The following is a 14,420-nucleotide window of genomic DNA, read 5'->3' as shown; positions in this document are numbered from 1 at the left end:
GGTTAGGGTGAGGGGCAAAACCCGAGGAGAGCCCTGACCCTTGTGGTGAGGGGTCCCCCGCGGTTGCAACGAAAAACTTGGCTCCGATAGCTGGCAGATGCGCCGCCGCCGGCTATGTTTATCCGTATGAAGCCGGACGCGTTGCTCTTTCCCGCCCCCAAGGGTCTCTACTGCCAACACGGGGATTTCTATATCGACCCGGTGCAACCGGTCGAACGGGCACTCATCACCCACGGACATTCCGACCATGCGCGCGCCGGACATGGCCATGTGCTCGCGACGCGCGAGACGCTCGACATCATGCGCCTGCGATATGGTGACGACTTCTGCGGCGCGAGCGACGTCGCGCGCTTCGGCGAAACGATTTCGATCGGCGGCGTGCGTGTCCGTTTCCAACCGGCCGGCCATGTGCTCGGCTCGGCGCAGATCTCCGTCGAGGCGGACGGAACGCGGATCGTGGTTTCCGGCGACTACAAGCGACGGCCCGATCCGACCTGCCCATCCTTCGAGCCGGTCGCCTGCGACGTCTTCATCACGGAAGCGACCTTCGGCCTGCCGGTATTCCACCACCCGGACGACAAGGGAGAGATCGCCCGGCTCCTCCAGTCTCTCCGGCAATTTCCCGAGCGCGCGCATGTGGTCGGCGCCTACGCCCTCGGCAAGGCACAACGCCTCATCGCGCTCATACGCCAGCAGGGCTACGACGAACCGATTCACATCCATGGCGCACTCGCCAGGCTCTGCGAATATTACCAGAGCCAGGGGATCGATCTCGGCGACATCCGTCCGGCAACGCTCGGTCCGGAAAACCGGCAGGACCTCGCCGGTGCCATCGTTCTCGGGCCTCCGGCGGCTTTTGCCGAGCGATGGGCTCGCCGTTTCGCCGATCCGCTCGCCATTTTCGCCTCCGGCTGGATGCTCATCCGCCAGCGCGCCAAGCAGCGCGGCGTCGAGCTGCCGCTCGTCATCTCCGATCATTGCGACTGGGCCGAGCTCACGGCCACGATCCGCGAAATCGCGCCTGCTGAAGTCTGGGTCACGCATGGGCGCGAGGAGGCGCTGGTCCGCTGGTGCCAGTTGCAGGGCATACCCGCACGGCCATTGCACCTTGTCGGCTACGACGATGAGGGAGAGTGAGCGATGAAAGCATTTGCCGAACTGCTCGACCGGCTCGTGCTGACGCCGCAGCGAAACGCCAAGATCCGGTTGCTCGTCGACTATTTCCGCGGCGCACCCGATCCGAGCCGCGGCTATGCGCTGGCAGCGATCGCGGGGACGCTCTCGCTCAACACGGTGAAGCCTGCCCTCATTCGCGACCTGTTGCTCGAGCGCATGGACGACGTGCTGTTCCACTATTCCTACGACTATGTCGGCGACCTCGCGGAAACGGTCTCTCTCGCCTGGGAGCCGCCGCCGGACGTCGCCCTTCAGGACATTCCGCTCGGCGAGGTTGTCGAGCGGCTGCAGCGGGCCGGCCGCTCCGAGGTCCGTTCGCTCGTCCGCGACTTTCTGGACCGGCTCGACACCTCCGGCCGCTTCGCCCTCCTGAAGCTCGCGACAGGAGGCTTGCGCATCGGGGTCTCGGCACGGCTCGCGAAGCAGGCGCTGGCGGAGATGGGCGGCAAGGAGGTGAGCGAGATCGAAACGCTCTGGCACGGATTGGAGCCGCCATACCTGCCCCTTTTCCTCTGGCTCACCGGTGAGGCGGAGATGCCGGTGCTCAAGACACCTGCGGTCTTTCATTCGGTGATGCTCGCAACAGCGGTCGGCGATGGCGATCTCGACGGGCTCGATCCGGCCGACTTCGCGGCCGAGTGGAAATGGGACGGCATCCGCGTCCAGCTCGCCAATGTCGGCGGGGCTCGACGCCTCTATTCGCGCAGCGGCGACGAGATATCCTCCGCCTTTCCCGAGATCATCGAAGCTGCCGATATCACGGGCGTCATCGACGGCGAGCTTCTGGTCGGCGGAACGATGCGCAGCAACCGCGCCACGGGCACATTCGCGGACCTGCAGCAAAGGCTGAACCGCAAGACCGTCAGCCGCAAGCTGATGGACGAGTATCCGGCCTTCATCCGTGCCTACGACATTCTCTTTTCCGGCGAGCGCGATATCAGGCCCGAGCCCTTTCGTGTGCGCCGCGAAGCCCTGTCGTCGCTGATCGAAGCGGCCTCGCCGCAGCATTTCGATCTCTCGCCGCTCGTCGGCTTTTCAAGCTGGAAGGAGCTCGACGAGCTGCGCTCCAGCCCGCCCGATCCGGTGATCGAAGGCGTCATGCTGAAACGGCTGGATTCGCCCTATATGGCCGGACGGGCCAAGGGGCCGTGGTTCAAGTGGAAGCGGGCGCCCTTCAATATCGACGCCGTGCTGATGTATGCCCAGCGCGGCCATGGCAAGCGGTCCAGCTATTACTCCGATTTCACCTTCGGCGTCTGGGCGGAGGGTGAAGACGGGGCGAGCCTCGTTCCCGTCGGCAAGGCCTATTTCGGCTTCACCGATGCCGAGCTCGAGGTTCTCGATCGCTTCGTGCGCGACAATACGGTCGAACGCTTCGGCCCCGTGCGCGCGGTGCGCGCCGAACCCGACAGCGGCTTCGTCGTCGAGGTTGCCTTTGAAGGCCTCAACCGCTCCACGCGTCACAAATCCGGGGTAGCCATGCGCTTCCCGCGGATTGCCCGCCTCAGACCCGACAAGCTGCCTCGCGACGCCGACAGGCTCGAGACACTGCAGGCGATGATGGGAACGCAACGCTGAAGCGTTTACTACCACGCCTTACCGAGAGCTATTTCAGGAACCCCGAATGAAGGTTTGTTAAGGAGAGTCTGGAATTATCCGGCTTGCTGCATGCCGTCCCCGCCTCCTTTTGGGCGCGCCTCGTCCTGGAATTGCTCTTTTGAAGCCGCACCATGCCATGTCCCCTCTGTCGCGCTTTCTCACCCCCAGCTACCTTCCGGCCGTCATCGCGGCCCTTGTCGTGGTCGTTGCCGGGGTTCTCGCCGACAATCAGAACCGGATCGTTTCGGAAGCGCGGCTGCGCTCCGAAGTCGCCGACGCGCTCAACCCGATACGCTCGAGCCTCGAGAGCAGCGTCAATGGCAATATCCAGTTGGTCCGGGGCCTGATCGCCACGATCGAGACCGAACCCGACATGCAGCAGCAGCGCTTCGGAGAACTCGCGCGTCGCGTCTTCGGCGCGGGATCGCAGCTCCGCAACATCGCCGCCGCGCCGGGACTGGTGGTCGCGATGGTCTACCCGCTGACGGGCAATGAGAAGGCGATCGGCCTCGATTACCGCACGAACGACAAACAACGCAGTTCCGTCATGCGCGCGGTGGCATCCGGAGAGATGGTGCTCGCGGGCCCGGTCGACCTCGTGCAAGGCGGTCGCGGGCTGATCGGCCGCTTTCCCGTAACCACCGGTCCGGAAGGCGGCCGCCGCTTCTGGGGCGTCGTTTCAGCGGTGATCGATGTCGATCGCCTCTATCGCGACAGTGGCCTTTCATCGCCGGCGCTCGACATCGCCATTGCCGGCCGCGACGGCACGGGGCGCGGCGGCCCGCATTTCTTCGGCGACCCGGCAATCTTCGAAAATGCCCCTGTCGAGATGAGCGTATCCTTGCCCGGCGGTTCCTGGCGCATGGCCGCGATCCCCAAAGGCGGGTGGCCGACGACACCGCAGAATGCCTGGCAGGTCCGCTTCCTCATCGCATTCGGCGGCCTGATGATCGTCGCTCCGATGATCGTCGCCGGCCGCCTCATGGCGGAGCGGCAGGCGAACTTTCGCGCATTGAGGCAGAGCAAGGATCAGCTTCAGGAGCTTTCGCACCGGTTGAGGATCGCGCTCGACACTTCGAAGATCGGCATATGGGAGCTCGACGTCGACAGCGGCACGCTCCTGTGGGACAGCCGCATGAAGGAGCTCTACGGTATCGGATCGTCGATGCGCGAGGTCTACGAGGACTGGCGGAACACGCTTCATCCGGACGATCTCGCCCGTGCCGAGGCGGAATTCGCCGGAACGCTCGCCACGGGCGGCGCATACAACACGGAATTCCGCATCCGCCTTCCGGATGGGGAAGTCCGCCACATCCGTGCGATCGGCTCGACCTATGCCGGCACGAACGGCAACAGGAAGATCGTCGGCGTCAACTGGGACGTGACGGCCGACGTGAAGACACGCGCGACGCTTTCGGAGGCCAAACGCCTCGCCGAGGCCCACAGTGCCGAGTTGGAGGCGGCGCGCCATCGCATGGAATTCAACGCCCTGCACGATCCATTGACCGGCCTGCCCAATCGCCGCTTCCTGGACCAGATTCTCTTCGACCGCAGCCGACGGGCCGACGCAAAGGCGAAGATCAGCATCTTCCATATCGACCTCGACCGTTTCAAGCAGATCAACGACACGATGGGCCATGCAGCCGGCGACGAGATCCTGAAGCATGCGGCAAGCCTTTTGCGGGACAATGCACGCCAGGACGACTTCGTCGCCCGCATCGGCGGCGACGAGTTCGTCATCATTCGCGCAAGCGGCGGCTGCGACGAAGACGCGGCGCTGGCTTCCCGCGTGATCGAGGCGATGAGCGTTCCGGTCCGCTACGAAGATCAGGAATGCCGCATCGGCGTGAGCATCGGCATTGCCGCTCAAACCGATGCGGCGGATGACCTTTCCCAGGTCCTCGTCAACGCCGATATCGCCCTCTACGAGGCCAAGCGCCGCGGCCGCAACCGCCACGAGACCTTTACGGGCGCACTGAAGACCGCCGTGCTCCAGACGAAACAGACGGCCGACGAGATCCTGCGCGGTCTCGAGCAGAACGAATTCGTCGCATATTTCCAACCGCAGTTCTGTCCGAGCTCGCTCGACATCATCGGCGTCGAGGCACTCGCGCGATGGGATCATCCCACCAAGGGGCTCCTCGGTCCGCACGCCTTTCTCAAGACGGCGGAGGACATCAACGTCGTCGCGGCGATCGATCAGAAGATCCTCGAACAGGCGCTCTTTCAGATCTATCGCTGGGAGGCAAACGGCATCTATGTGCCGAAGGTGTCTGTCAACCTCTCCTATCCGCGCCTGAGAGACGAGGGACTGATCGCCCGGCTGGAGGAGCTCTCCATACCCGAGGGGCGGCTTTCCTTCGAACTGCTCGAATCGATTTCCTTTGACGAAAACGATGTGACGGTCATGTCCAACATCCGGCGCATCAAGGAACTCGGCATCGACATCGAGATCGACGACTTCGGTACCGGCTATCCCTCGATCCTGAGCCTGCTGAAGCTGACGCCACGCCGCCTGAAGATAGATCGGCAACTGGTGCTGCCTATTCTCTCCTCTCCGGCGGAGCGCCGGCTCGTGGCATCGATCATCGACATCGGCACATCGCTCGGGATCGAAGTGATCGCCGAAGGTGTCGAAACGCTCGAGCACGCCCGCATCCTCAAGGAAATGGAATGCCATGGTCTGCAGGGCTACGCCTTCGCCCGGCCGATGAACGCCAACGATCTTGCCACTTTCGTCTTCGAGCGGCGGTGGCGCGCCGCCTGACCGGTATCCGGCCCTCGCCTTCAGAGGCGGACTGCACATACGCGGCTTTTTCTTGCTGCTAAGGCTTGGCAGCCGTCCGGAAAATAGTCATAAAAACATATGCCTTCTGCCGCTTATGCGAACGCGCGGACCTCGTCCGCGTGACCCGTCCGGCGTCAGTCCTCGCGGGACCGAAGTCCCGACCTCCAATACACTCGCAAGGAGACAAAACGATCGAATACGCGGAGAAATTGCTTTCTGTTTTCATTCTTGTCCCCTTCGCGGGAAGCCTCATTGCAATCTTCTTCCCGTCCGATCAGCGCGGTGCGATATCCTGGTTCGCAGGTGCGATCGCGCTTGTCTGCTTCCTGGTGACCGCCGGCCTCTATCCCTACGTCGCCTCGGGCGGCGTCCTCCATTACCGGATCGACTGGGTTCCGGAACTCGGGCTGAACTTCACCCTCAGGATGGACGGCTTCGCCTGGCTTTTTTCGGCGCTGATCACGGCGATCGGCGTTCTCGTCGTCCTTTATGCCCGCTACTATATGGCCGAGGAGGACCCGGTCCCGCGCTTTTTCGCGCTGTTCCTTGCCTTCATGGGCTCGATGCTGGGCGTCGTCCTTTCCGGCAACCTCATTCTGCTCGCCGTCTTCTGGGAGCTGACCAGCATCGTCTCCTTCCTGCTGATCGGCTATTGGCACCATAACGCACACGCCCGCGACGGCGCCCGCATGGCGCTGACGATTACCGGCACGGGCGGCCTCGCCATGTTCGTCGGCCTGATAATCATCGGCAAGATCGTCGGCAGCTATGAACTCGACGCGGTCCTCGCCTCGGGCGACGCGATCCGCAACCATCCGCTCTATGGCACGGTGCTTGTCCTCGTCCTGCTCGGGGCGTTGACGAAGAGCGCCCAGTTCCCCTTCCATTTCTGGCTGCCGCACGCGATGGCGGCCCCGACGCCGGTTTCGGCCTATCTGCATTCGGCAACGATGGTGAAGGCCGGCGTGTTCCTGCTCGTGCGGTTCTGGCCGGTGATGGCCGGCACGGAAGCCTGGTTCTGGATCGTCGGCCTTGCGGGACTGACAACGCTCCTGCTCGGCGCCTATTTCGCGATTTTTCAGCAGGATCTGAAAGGACTCCTCGCCTATTCGACGATCAGTCATCTCGGGCTCATCACCGTTCTCCTGAGCCTCGGCAGTCCGCTGGCGGCCGTCGCCGCGGTCTTCCATATCGTCAACCACGCGACCTTCAAGGCCTCGCTCTTCATGGCGGCCGGCATCATCGATCATGAAAGCGGCACCCGCGACATTCGCAGGCTGGGCGGGCTGTTCCACTTCATGCCGATCACCGCGACGCTCGCCATGGTGGCGAGTGCCGCCATGGCCGGCGTGCCGCTGCTCAACGGCTTTCTCTCCAAGGAGATGTTCTTTGCCGAGGCGATCGAGACGCATCTCGTCAACCCGCTCGACACGGTCACGCCGTATGTGGCGACGATCGCGGGCATGTTTGCAGTCACCTATTCGCTCCGCTTCATCCACGGCGTCTTCTTCGGCCGGCCACCGGCAGACCTCCCGAGAAAGCCGCATGAGCCACCCCGCTGGATGCGGGCTCCGCTCGACTTCCTCGTTCTCGCCTGTCTGGTCGTCGGTATAATTCCCGCCCAGACGATCGGTCCCTTTCTTCACACGGCCGTTCTCTCGGTCCTGCGCGAGGGAACGCCCGATTACAGCCTTTCGGTCTGGCACGGCTGGAACATTCCGCTGATCATGAGCTTCGTCGCGCTTTCAGGCGGCATCGGTCTCTATTTCCTGATGCGCTCCTATCTGGCGACGGCCGTCGAGGGTCCGCCGGTCTTCCGGCTGCTCCAGGGTCAGCGCATTTTCGAGCGCGTTCTGGTGACGCTTTCCTGGAAGTGGGCCCGATGGCTCGAACAGCGGCTCGGCACGCGCCGCCTGCAGCCGCAGATGCGTCTCCTCGTCTTCCTGGCACTTGCGGCGGGGGCATCGCCGCTTCTTCTCGGCAATTTCGAACTGCCGCCGCTTGTGATCCGCGGCATCGATCCCGCCTTCGCCCTGCTTTGGGCAATCGGCATCGCCTGCGCCATCGGCTCCGCCTATCAGGCGAAATTCCACCGTCTCGCCTCGCTGGTGCTCCTCGGCGGAGCAGGGCTCGTCACCTGCATTACCTTCGTCTGGCTTTCCGCACCCGATCTTGCGGTCACGCAGCTCCTGGTGGAGATCGTCACCACCGTGCTCATTCTCCTCGGATTGCGCTGGCTGCCGAAGCGCATCGAGGAGCCGGTGGCGGCGGAAGACATCTCGATCCGGGTCCGCCTGAGGCGCTTGCGCGACTTGCTGCTGGCGATCGGCGCCGGCGGAGGAATGATGCTCATCGCCTACACGGTGATGACGCGGCCCCTTCCCGAAACCATCGCCAGCTATTTTCTCGAGCGCGCCTATCGCGAGGGCGGCGGCACCAACGTCGTCAACGTCATCCTCGTCGATTTCCGCGGCTTCGATACGCTCGGCGAGATCGCCGTGCTCTGCATCGTGGCGCTCACGGTCTTCGCGCTTCTCCTGCGCTTCCGACCTCAGTCCGACAGCCTGGAGGCCCCTGAGCAGCAAAAAGTGCAGAACGCCTTCGACGACGATCACCCCGACCGCGCCGCCGGCGACAGCGTGGCCGAATACCTCTTCATCCCGGCGGTGATCATGCGCTGGATGTTTCCGGTCACCGGAATGCTCGCGGCCTTTCTCTTCCTGCGCGGACATGATCTGCCGGGGGGCGGTTTTGCCGCCGGCATCGCCATGTCGATCGGCTTCATCCTGCAATATATGTCCGGCGGCACCCGCTGGGTCGAGGAACGGCTCCGCATCCATCCGCTTCGCTGGATGAGCATCGGTCTCCTGGTGGCGACGGCCACGGGCGTCGGATCCTGGTTCTTCGGCTATCCGTTCCTCACCTCCCACGCGCAATATGCAAGCCTGCCGGTCGTCGGCAAGTTTCCGCTCGCAAGCGCGATCCTCTTCGACCTCGGCGTCTTCTCGCTGGTGCTCGGTGCCACCGTTCTCATCCTGATCGCGCTGGCGCACCAGTCGGTCCGTGCACCGCGTGCGCATGCGAAGGCCGCGCGCTCCGACAAGGAGGCGGTACGCTAATGGAACTCATTCTTTCGGCCGGGATCGGCACGCTGACCGCATCGGGCGTCTATCTTCTCCTGAGGCCGCGAACATACCAGGTGATCATCGGGCTTTCGCTGCTCTCCTTCGCCGTCAATCTCTTCATCTTCGGCATGGGCCGGTTGCGGGTGAACGCCCCGCCGATCCTCGATCCAGGCGGCGTCGGCGATCTCGCCCGTTATACCGATCCGGTGCCGCAGGCACTGGTGCTGACGGCGATCGTCATCGGCTTCGCCATGACCGCACTTTTCCTCGTGGTGCTCCTCGCCTCCCGCGGCTTCACCGGAACCGACCATGTGGACGGAAGGGAGCAGCGCGGTGACTGATTGGCTCGATCATCTTCTCATCCTGCCGATCCTCCTGCCGCTTGCCGTGGCCGCGGTGCTGATCCCGATCAACGAGCGCGACCGGACATTGAAGGGGGCCATCGGCTTCGCGTCCACGCTCGTCGTCTTCATCCTCTCGATGATCCTCATGCGACTTGCCGCGGCCGGCACCGGCAGCCTCCCCGGATCAGGGGTCTATCAGCTCGGCAACTGGCCCGCCCCCTTCGGTATCGTCCTCGTGCTCGACCGCCTGTCGGCCCTGATGCTGTGCCTGACGAGCGGCCTTGCACTCGCCGCGCAGGCCTATTCCATGGCGCGGTGGCACACGGCGGGGCATCACTTCCATTCGCTGTTCCAGCTTCTCGTAGCCGGTCTCAACGGCGCATTTCTCACGGGCGACCTCTTCAATCTCTTCGTCTTCTTCGAGATGATGCTGGCCGCCTCCTACGGCCTGCTCCTGCACGGCTCCGGTCCTCTGCGCGTGAAGGCGGGGCTGCATTATATCGCCGTCAACCTCGCCGCCTCGGCGCTGTTCCTGATCGGCGTCAGCCTGATCTACGGCGCCGCCGGCACGCTCAACATGGCCGACCTCGCAACGAAGCTCGCAGCCCTCGAACCCAGAAGCAGAACGCTCGTCGAAATGGGCTCGGCCATCCTCGGCGTCGCCTTCCTCGTCAAGGCGGGCATGTGGCCGCTCAGCTTCTGGCTGCCGACGGCCTATGCCGCGGCGACGCCGCCGGTCGCAGGCGTCTTCGCGGTCCTGACCAAAGTCGGCATCTACGTCATCATCCGCCTGCATCTGCTCGTCTTCGGCACCGCGGCGGGCGCATCGTCCGGTTTCGGCCAGGAATGGCTCGTCACCGGGGGAATGCTGACGATCGCCTTCGGCGGCATCGGCGTACTCGCCTCGCAGGCAATGGGCCGCCTTGCGGGCTACTCCGTTCTCGTATCCTCGGGGACGCTGCTCGCCGCGGTCGGCCTCGGCCACGACGGAATGCTCGCCGGCGCACTCTTCTATCTGGTCAGCTCGACACTGACGATCGGGGCCTTCTTCCTGCTGATCGAACTCGTCGAACGCGGCCGGGACGCCGGCGCCGACGTTCTGGCGGTGACGATGGAAGCCTATGGCGATTTCGACGAGGACGAGGAGGAGGAAGAGGTCGGCGCCGCCATTCCCGGCACAATGGCCGTTCTCGGCCTCTGCTTCTGCCTCTGTGCCCTGCTGCTCGCCGGCCTGCCGCCTCTCTCCGGCTTCATCGCCAAATTCGCGCTCATCAGCGGCCTCTTCGACATGCCGGCCGCCGAGCTCGCGACCGCAATGTCCGCCGCCGACTGGACCTATGTCACTCTCCTCATCCTGTCCGGTCTCGCCGCCATGATCGCGATGAACCGCATCGGCATCCGAACCTTCTGGGCGTCGATCGAGGGTACGATCCCGCGGGTCGTCGTGATCGAGATCACGCCGGTCGTCGTCCTGCTCGGCGCCTGCATCTTCCTGAGCCTGCAGGCAGGACCCGCGATGCGCTACATGCAGGCGACGGCTGACGATCTGCTCGCGCCGCTCACCCACAGCGAGCGCGTGCTTTCGGCGCCGCGGGCCGGGAGCCAGTAGCGATGCGTACCTGGTTCCCCTACCCGCTGCTCTCGATCGCGCTCCTCCTCATGTGGCTGCTTCTGAGCCAGTCCGTGACGCCGGGCTCTATCGTCCTCGGCCTGGTGGTCAGCACGGTTCTCGCATGGGTGACGCTCAACCTGCAGCCCGCCCGCTCGCGTCTCCATCGCTGGAGCCGGATCGCCGGATTCATCCTGCGCGTCGTCGGCGACGTCATCCGCTCCAATATCGCCGTCACGCTGATCATCCTGCGCGCAGGCAGGCGTCCGGTTAATGCGGGCTTCATGACGGTCAGCCTCGATCTCGACGACGAGAACGCCCTGGCGCTGCTCGCCTGCGTCGTCACGGCGACGCCGGGCACCGCATGGCTCGAATATGATCGTCGCCAGAAGATCCTGCTCTTCCACGTACTCGACATCGAAAACGAGGACCTGTGGCGGAAAACGATCACGCGCTATGCGGCCGACTTGAAGGAGATATTCGAATGATGGAGCTTGCCGTCGTCTGGTCCGTGCTCGTCGCACAGACCATGCTTGCGCTGGCCATGGCCTTCGCGCTCTACCGAATGGCCAGAGGACCGAGGGCCCAGGACCGCATTCTCGGTCTCGACACGCTCTACATCAATGCGATGCTGATGCTCATCACCTTCGGTATCCGCACGGCGAATACGGTCTATTTCGAAACGGCGCTGATCATCGCTGTGATCGGCTTCGCCTCGTCGATCGCGCTGGCAAAGTTCCTCATGCGCGGCGAGGTGATCGAATGAGCCATCTGACCGACCTTCCGCCATGGGCGGCGCTCCTCGTCTGCGGGCTGATGCTCGTCGGCGCCGCCACCACCCTGATCGGATCGCTCGGACTCCTGCGCCTGCCGGATTTCTACGCGCGCCTGCACGCCCCGACGATCGCGACCAGCGGCGGCACCATCCTCCTCTGCCTCGCCTCGATCCTCTGCTTCGCGGTCTTGCAGAGCCGCTGGGTATTCCACGAAGTTCTCATCATCTTCTTCGTGACGGTGACGACGCCCGTGACCCTGATGCTGCTTGGCCAGGCGACCCTCTACCGCGACCGCTTCGAGGAACAGCAGGGCGTGCCGCGTAAGCAGAAGCCCGCGCCGGGTGAAGAATAGCTACTCGCCCGCCTGACGGAGGGCCTCCCGCGTCTCATTGAGGTGAAGGGCAAAGCTGGGCGCAGCCGGATCTCCCAGTCCGGGGCGGAGCTGCATGCTCGGAATGAGATAATCTCCGCCATTCTGCTGCCGATAGGGAATGGGTGACACGGTCCCGATCGTCCGCATCCTTTCGCGAAGACCCTCAGCGACCTCAGTGAATCCGGCTTCGTCGAGGCGATCGGCGCGATAAGCCACGAAGGGAGGAAGCACGTCATAGCCGGGATAATAGAGGATGCCGTGATTGATCGGGAACAGAAGGTCGTCGATTGGTCCGTTCACCCCGCGGGCGGAATAGTGCTCTTCCCAACCGCCGGCGGTGACGATCAGCATCGCGCGCTTGCCTGCCAGGCTGCCTTCGCCATAGCGGTCGCCCCAGCGCTTGTCGCTATGTTCGCCGACGCCATAGGCGAAGCCGTAGGCAAACACCCGGTCGACCCAGCCCTTGAGAATGGCAGGCATGGAAAACCACCAGAGCGGGAATTGAAGAATCAGAACGTCCGCCCACAGCAGCTTTTCGATCTCCGCCTTTACATCTTCCGTCAAAGCGCCGGCTTCGAAGGCCGTCTTGGACGCCGCGACCGGCACGAGCCGCGCATCCGGCGGCAGGAGAGGGAAGTCGGCGTGACCGACTTCGGATTTCCAACCGTCGGCATAGAGATCCGAGACCCGCACTTCGTGACCTTGGGCCGTGAGCTCCTCGATCGCGACGTCGCGGAGCGCTCCGTTGAGCGAGCGCGATTCCGGGTGGGCAAAGACGAGCAGGATTTTCATGGATCATTCTCCTGGTGAGATTTCGAACCTCTAGGTAGCCAACGCTCGTCTAATCCGCTACCTCTGGAGAATGCATAAGATTATGCCAAATAATGGATAAATCTGACATCACCTTGGAGCGCATGCGCACCTTCGCCCGCGTGGCGGAGCGTGGGAGTCTCAGTGCTGTCGCGCGCGAACTCGGAGTAGGTCAATCGACCGTAACACGCCACCTGCGCGAGCTTGAGGAGGCCGTGGGCGTGCCTTTGCTGAGCAGGACGACCCGGCGCGTCATGATGACTGACGAAGGCAGCCGCTATTACGCCCGAAGCGTCGAGATCCTGCGTCTGGTCGAGCAGGCCAGCGATGAGGTGCGCGGCACGCGCGGCGCTCAAGCCGGTACGATCCGGGTCTCCTGCACGGCGGCTTTCGGCGTGCTGCATGTCAGCCGGCTGATCTTCGCCTTTCAGGACCTTTTTCCGGAGATCGGCATCGACCTGAGCCTCAGCGATGAGCGCGTCGACCTCGTGCGGGAGGGGATTGATGTGGCGATCCGCCTGGGGCCTGTCAGCGACAGTTCGATGCGGATGAAAGCGCTTGGCCAAAGCCGACGGCTGCTGGTGGCAGCGCCGGCCTACCTCGCGGAGCGCGGAAGACCGGCCACTCCGCAGGAGCTCATCGGGCACGAAGGCATCCGGATGTCGAATGTGTCAGGCAGCGAAACACTCGCCCTGCAGGGGCGGGATGGCAAGTACCACGCCGTCCCCTTCGGCGGGCGCTTGAGAGTGGACCATGGCCTGGCCGTGCGCGAAGCGCTCATCGCCGGACGCGGAATCGTGCCAGCGCATCGATGGCTTGTCGGCGATCTTCTGGAGGCCGGAAGGATCGAGGCGGTGCTGCCCGGCTATTCGCTTCCTTCCGTGCCGCTCAACATGCTGATCGTACCGGAACGCGCCGGCATCTCCCGGGTCCGCCTTCTCATCGACTTCCTCGCAAATGAGATCGGCAAGCTCCCGGGAATGGACCGTTCGCCGAACGGGCAATGATCAGCCGACTTTCCGCTGTGGCACTTTGAACGATGCCCGCCCGTTCAATCGCGCCCGCGGAACCGGCGCTGATAGGTCGGGTCGTAGAGCGAGCTCTCGCGGAAATCCGATGCTTCCAGGCCCGGTCCGACGAAGATCAGCGCAGTGCGTTCGATCGGTTCCGCCGCAACCCTGGCTGCGATGTCGCCGAGCGTGCCGCGGACGACGCGCTCGTCCGGCCAGGAAGCCTTGACCACGATCGCGACCGGGCAGTCGGCGCCGTAAAGCGGCGTCAGCTCCTCGACCACCTGACCAAGCGCGTGAATCGCAAGATGGATCGCAAGCGTCGAACCGGTGGCTCCGAAGGCGGCGAGCGTCTCGCTGTTCGGCATCGGCGAGGCACGACCGGAGACTCGGGTCAGCACCAGGCTCTGCGCGACCGCCGGGATCGTCAGCTCGCGGCCGAGCGTCGCGGCAGCGGCAGCGAAGGCGGGGACGCCCGGCGTCATCGTGTAGGCGATCCCATTCTTCTCCAGCCGGCGGATCTGTTCTGCCACCGCGCTCCAGACGGAGAGATCGCCGGAATGCAGCCGGGCGACATCCTCGCCGGCTTCGGCGGCGCGGACATATTCCGCCTCGATCTCGTCGAGCGACATCGGCGCCGTATCGATAATGCGGGCGCCCGGCGGGCAATATTGCAAGAGCTCGGGCGATACGATCGAACCGGCGTAGAGGCAGACGGGGCAGCGGCCAATCAGGTCCCTGCCCCTGACCGTGATGAGGTCTGCCGCGCCCGGGCCTGCGCCGATGAAATGAACCGTCATGATCTGTCCT

The 14,420-nt window shown here is 64.2% G+C and carries 12 protein-coding genes; 10 read left to right on the top strand and 2 right to left on the bottom strand.

The features are described 5' to 3' along the window. Positions 1 to 126 precede the first annotated feature (126 nt). The 9 genes from JOH52_RS08355 to mnhG all read left to right on the top strand — a co-directional run bounded on the left by JOH52_RS08355 (position 127) and on the right by mnhG (position 11,769). Positions 127 to 1,137: a ligase-associated DNA damage response exonuclease gene (locus JOH52_RS08355; protein ID WP_010970281.1), complete on the top strand. Its 1,011-nt coding sequence runs from the start codon at positions 127 to 129 to the stop codon at positions 1,135 to 1,137. A 3-nt stretch (positions 1,138 to 1,140) separates the two neighbouring features. After that, the gene (locus JOH52_RS08350) at positions 1,141 to 2,754 is read left to right on the top strand and encodes a cisplatin damage response ATP-dependent DNA ligase (protein WP_010970282.1); all 1,614 of its coding nucleotides are present in this window, start codon (positions 1,141 to 1,143) and stop codon (positions 2,752 to 2,754) included. Between the two features lie 157 nt (positions 2,755 to 2,911). After that, a complete protein-coding gene (locus JOH52_RS08345; protein WP_107010537.1) occupies positions 2,912 to 5,542 on the top strand; it encodes a bifunctional diguanylate cyclase/phosphodiesterase in 2,631 nt (876 codons plus the stop codon). Positions 5,543 to 5,772: 230 nt separating this feature from the next. Then, complete coding sequence (locus tag JOH52_RS08340; RefSeq protein ID WP_192924558.1) at positions 5,773 to 8,682, top strand: monovalent cation/H+ antiporter subunit A; 2,910 nt, start codon at positions 5,773 to 5,775, stop codon at positions 8,680 to 8,682. After that, a complete protein-coding gene (locus JOH52_RS08335; RefSeq protein ID WP_003528841.1) occupies positions 8,682 to 9,029 on the top strand; it encodes a Na+/H+ antiporter subunit C in 348 nt (115 codons plus the stop codon). Before JOH52_RS08340 ends, JOH52_RS08335 begins: the two co-directional genes overlap by 1 nt. Next, complete coding sequence (locus JOH52_RS08330) at positions 8,998 to 10,641, top strand: monovalent cation/H+ antiporter subunit D (RefSeq protein WP_013844865.1); 1,644 nt, start codon at positions 8,998 to 9,000, stop codon at positions 10,639 to 10,641. Before JOH52_RS08335 ends, JOH52_RS08330 begins: the two co-directional genes overlap by 32 nt. 2 nt (positions 10,642 to 10,643) lie before the next feature. Beyond that, positions 10,644 to 11,129 carry a Na+/H+ antiporter subunit E gene (locus JOH52_RS08325; protein WP_003528836.1) on the top strand — a complete coding sequence of 162 codons (486 nt, stop codon included), beginning with the start codon at positions 10,644 to 10,646 and terminating at the stop codon, positions 11,127 to 11,129. Beyond that, positions 11,126 to 11,407, top strand: a complete 282-nt coding sequence (locus JOH52_RS08320; protein WP_003528834.1) for a K+/H+ antiporter subunit F — start codon at positions 11,126 to 11,128, stop codon at positions 11,405 to 11,407. Before JOH52_RS08325 ends, JOH52_RS08320 begins: the two co-directional genes overlap by 4 nt. Beyond that, positions 11,404 to 11,769, top strand: a complete 366-nt coding sequence (gene mnhG, locus JOH52_RS08315; protein ID WP_010970285.1) for a monovalent cation/H(+) antiporter subunit G — start codon at positions 11,404 to 11,406, stop codon at positions 11,767 to 11,769. Before JOH52_RS08320 ends, mnhG begins: the two co-directional genes overlap by 4 nt. Here mnhG and JOH52_RS08310 read toward each other — a convergent pair whose 3' ends face one another. Further along, entirely contained in the window at positions 11,770 to 12,582 is an 813-nt protein-coding gene (locus JOH52_RS08310; protein ID WP_010970286.1) for an NAD(P)H-dependent oxidoreductase, read from the bottom strand. It lies immediately after the preceding gene. A gap of 92 nt (positions 12,583 to 12,674) precedes the next feature. Here JOH52_RS08310 and JOH52_RS08305 point away from each other — a divergent pair, with 92 nt between their 5' ends. Next, the gene (locus JOH52_RS08305) at positions 12,675 to 13,607 is read left to right on the top strand and encodes a LysR family transcriptional regulator (RefSeq protein ID WP_013844867.1); all 933 of its coding nucleotides are present in this window, start codon (positions 12,675 to 12,677) and stop codon (positions 13,605 to 13,607) included. A gap of 44 nt (positions 13,608 to 13,651) precedes the next feature. On the opposite strand, the gene cobM is transcribed toward JOH52_RS08305, so the two are convergent. After that, positions 13,652 to 14,410 (bottom strand): precorrin-4 C(11)-methyltransferase, encoded by a 759-nt coding sequence (cobM, locus tag JOH52_RS08300; protein ID WP_010970288.1) that lies wholly within the window; start codon positions 14,408 to 14,410, stop codon positions 13,652 to 13,654. Positions 14,411 to 14,420: the final 10 nt, after the last annotated feature.

This window comes from Sinorhizobium meliloti (assembly GCF_017876815.1).
GTDB classification, from domain to species: domain Bacteria; phylum Pseudomonadota; class Alphaproteobacteria; order Rhizobiales; family Rhizobiaceae; genus Sinorhizobium; species Sinorhizobium meliloti.
Note: the sequence above shows the minus strand (reverse complement) of the source record. Positions and strands in the feature narration are given on the sequence as shown.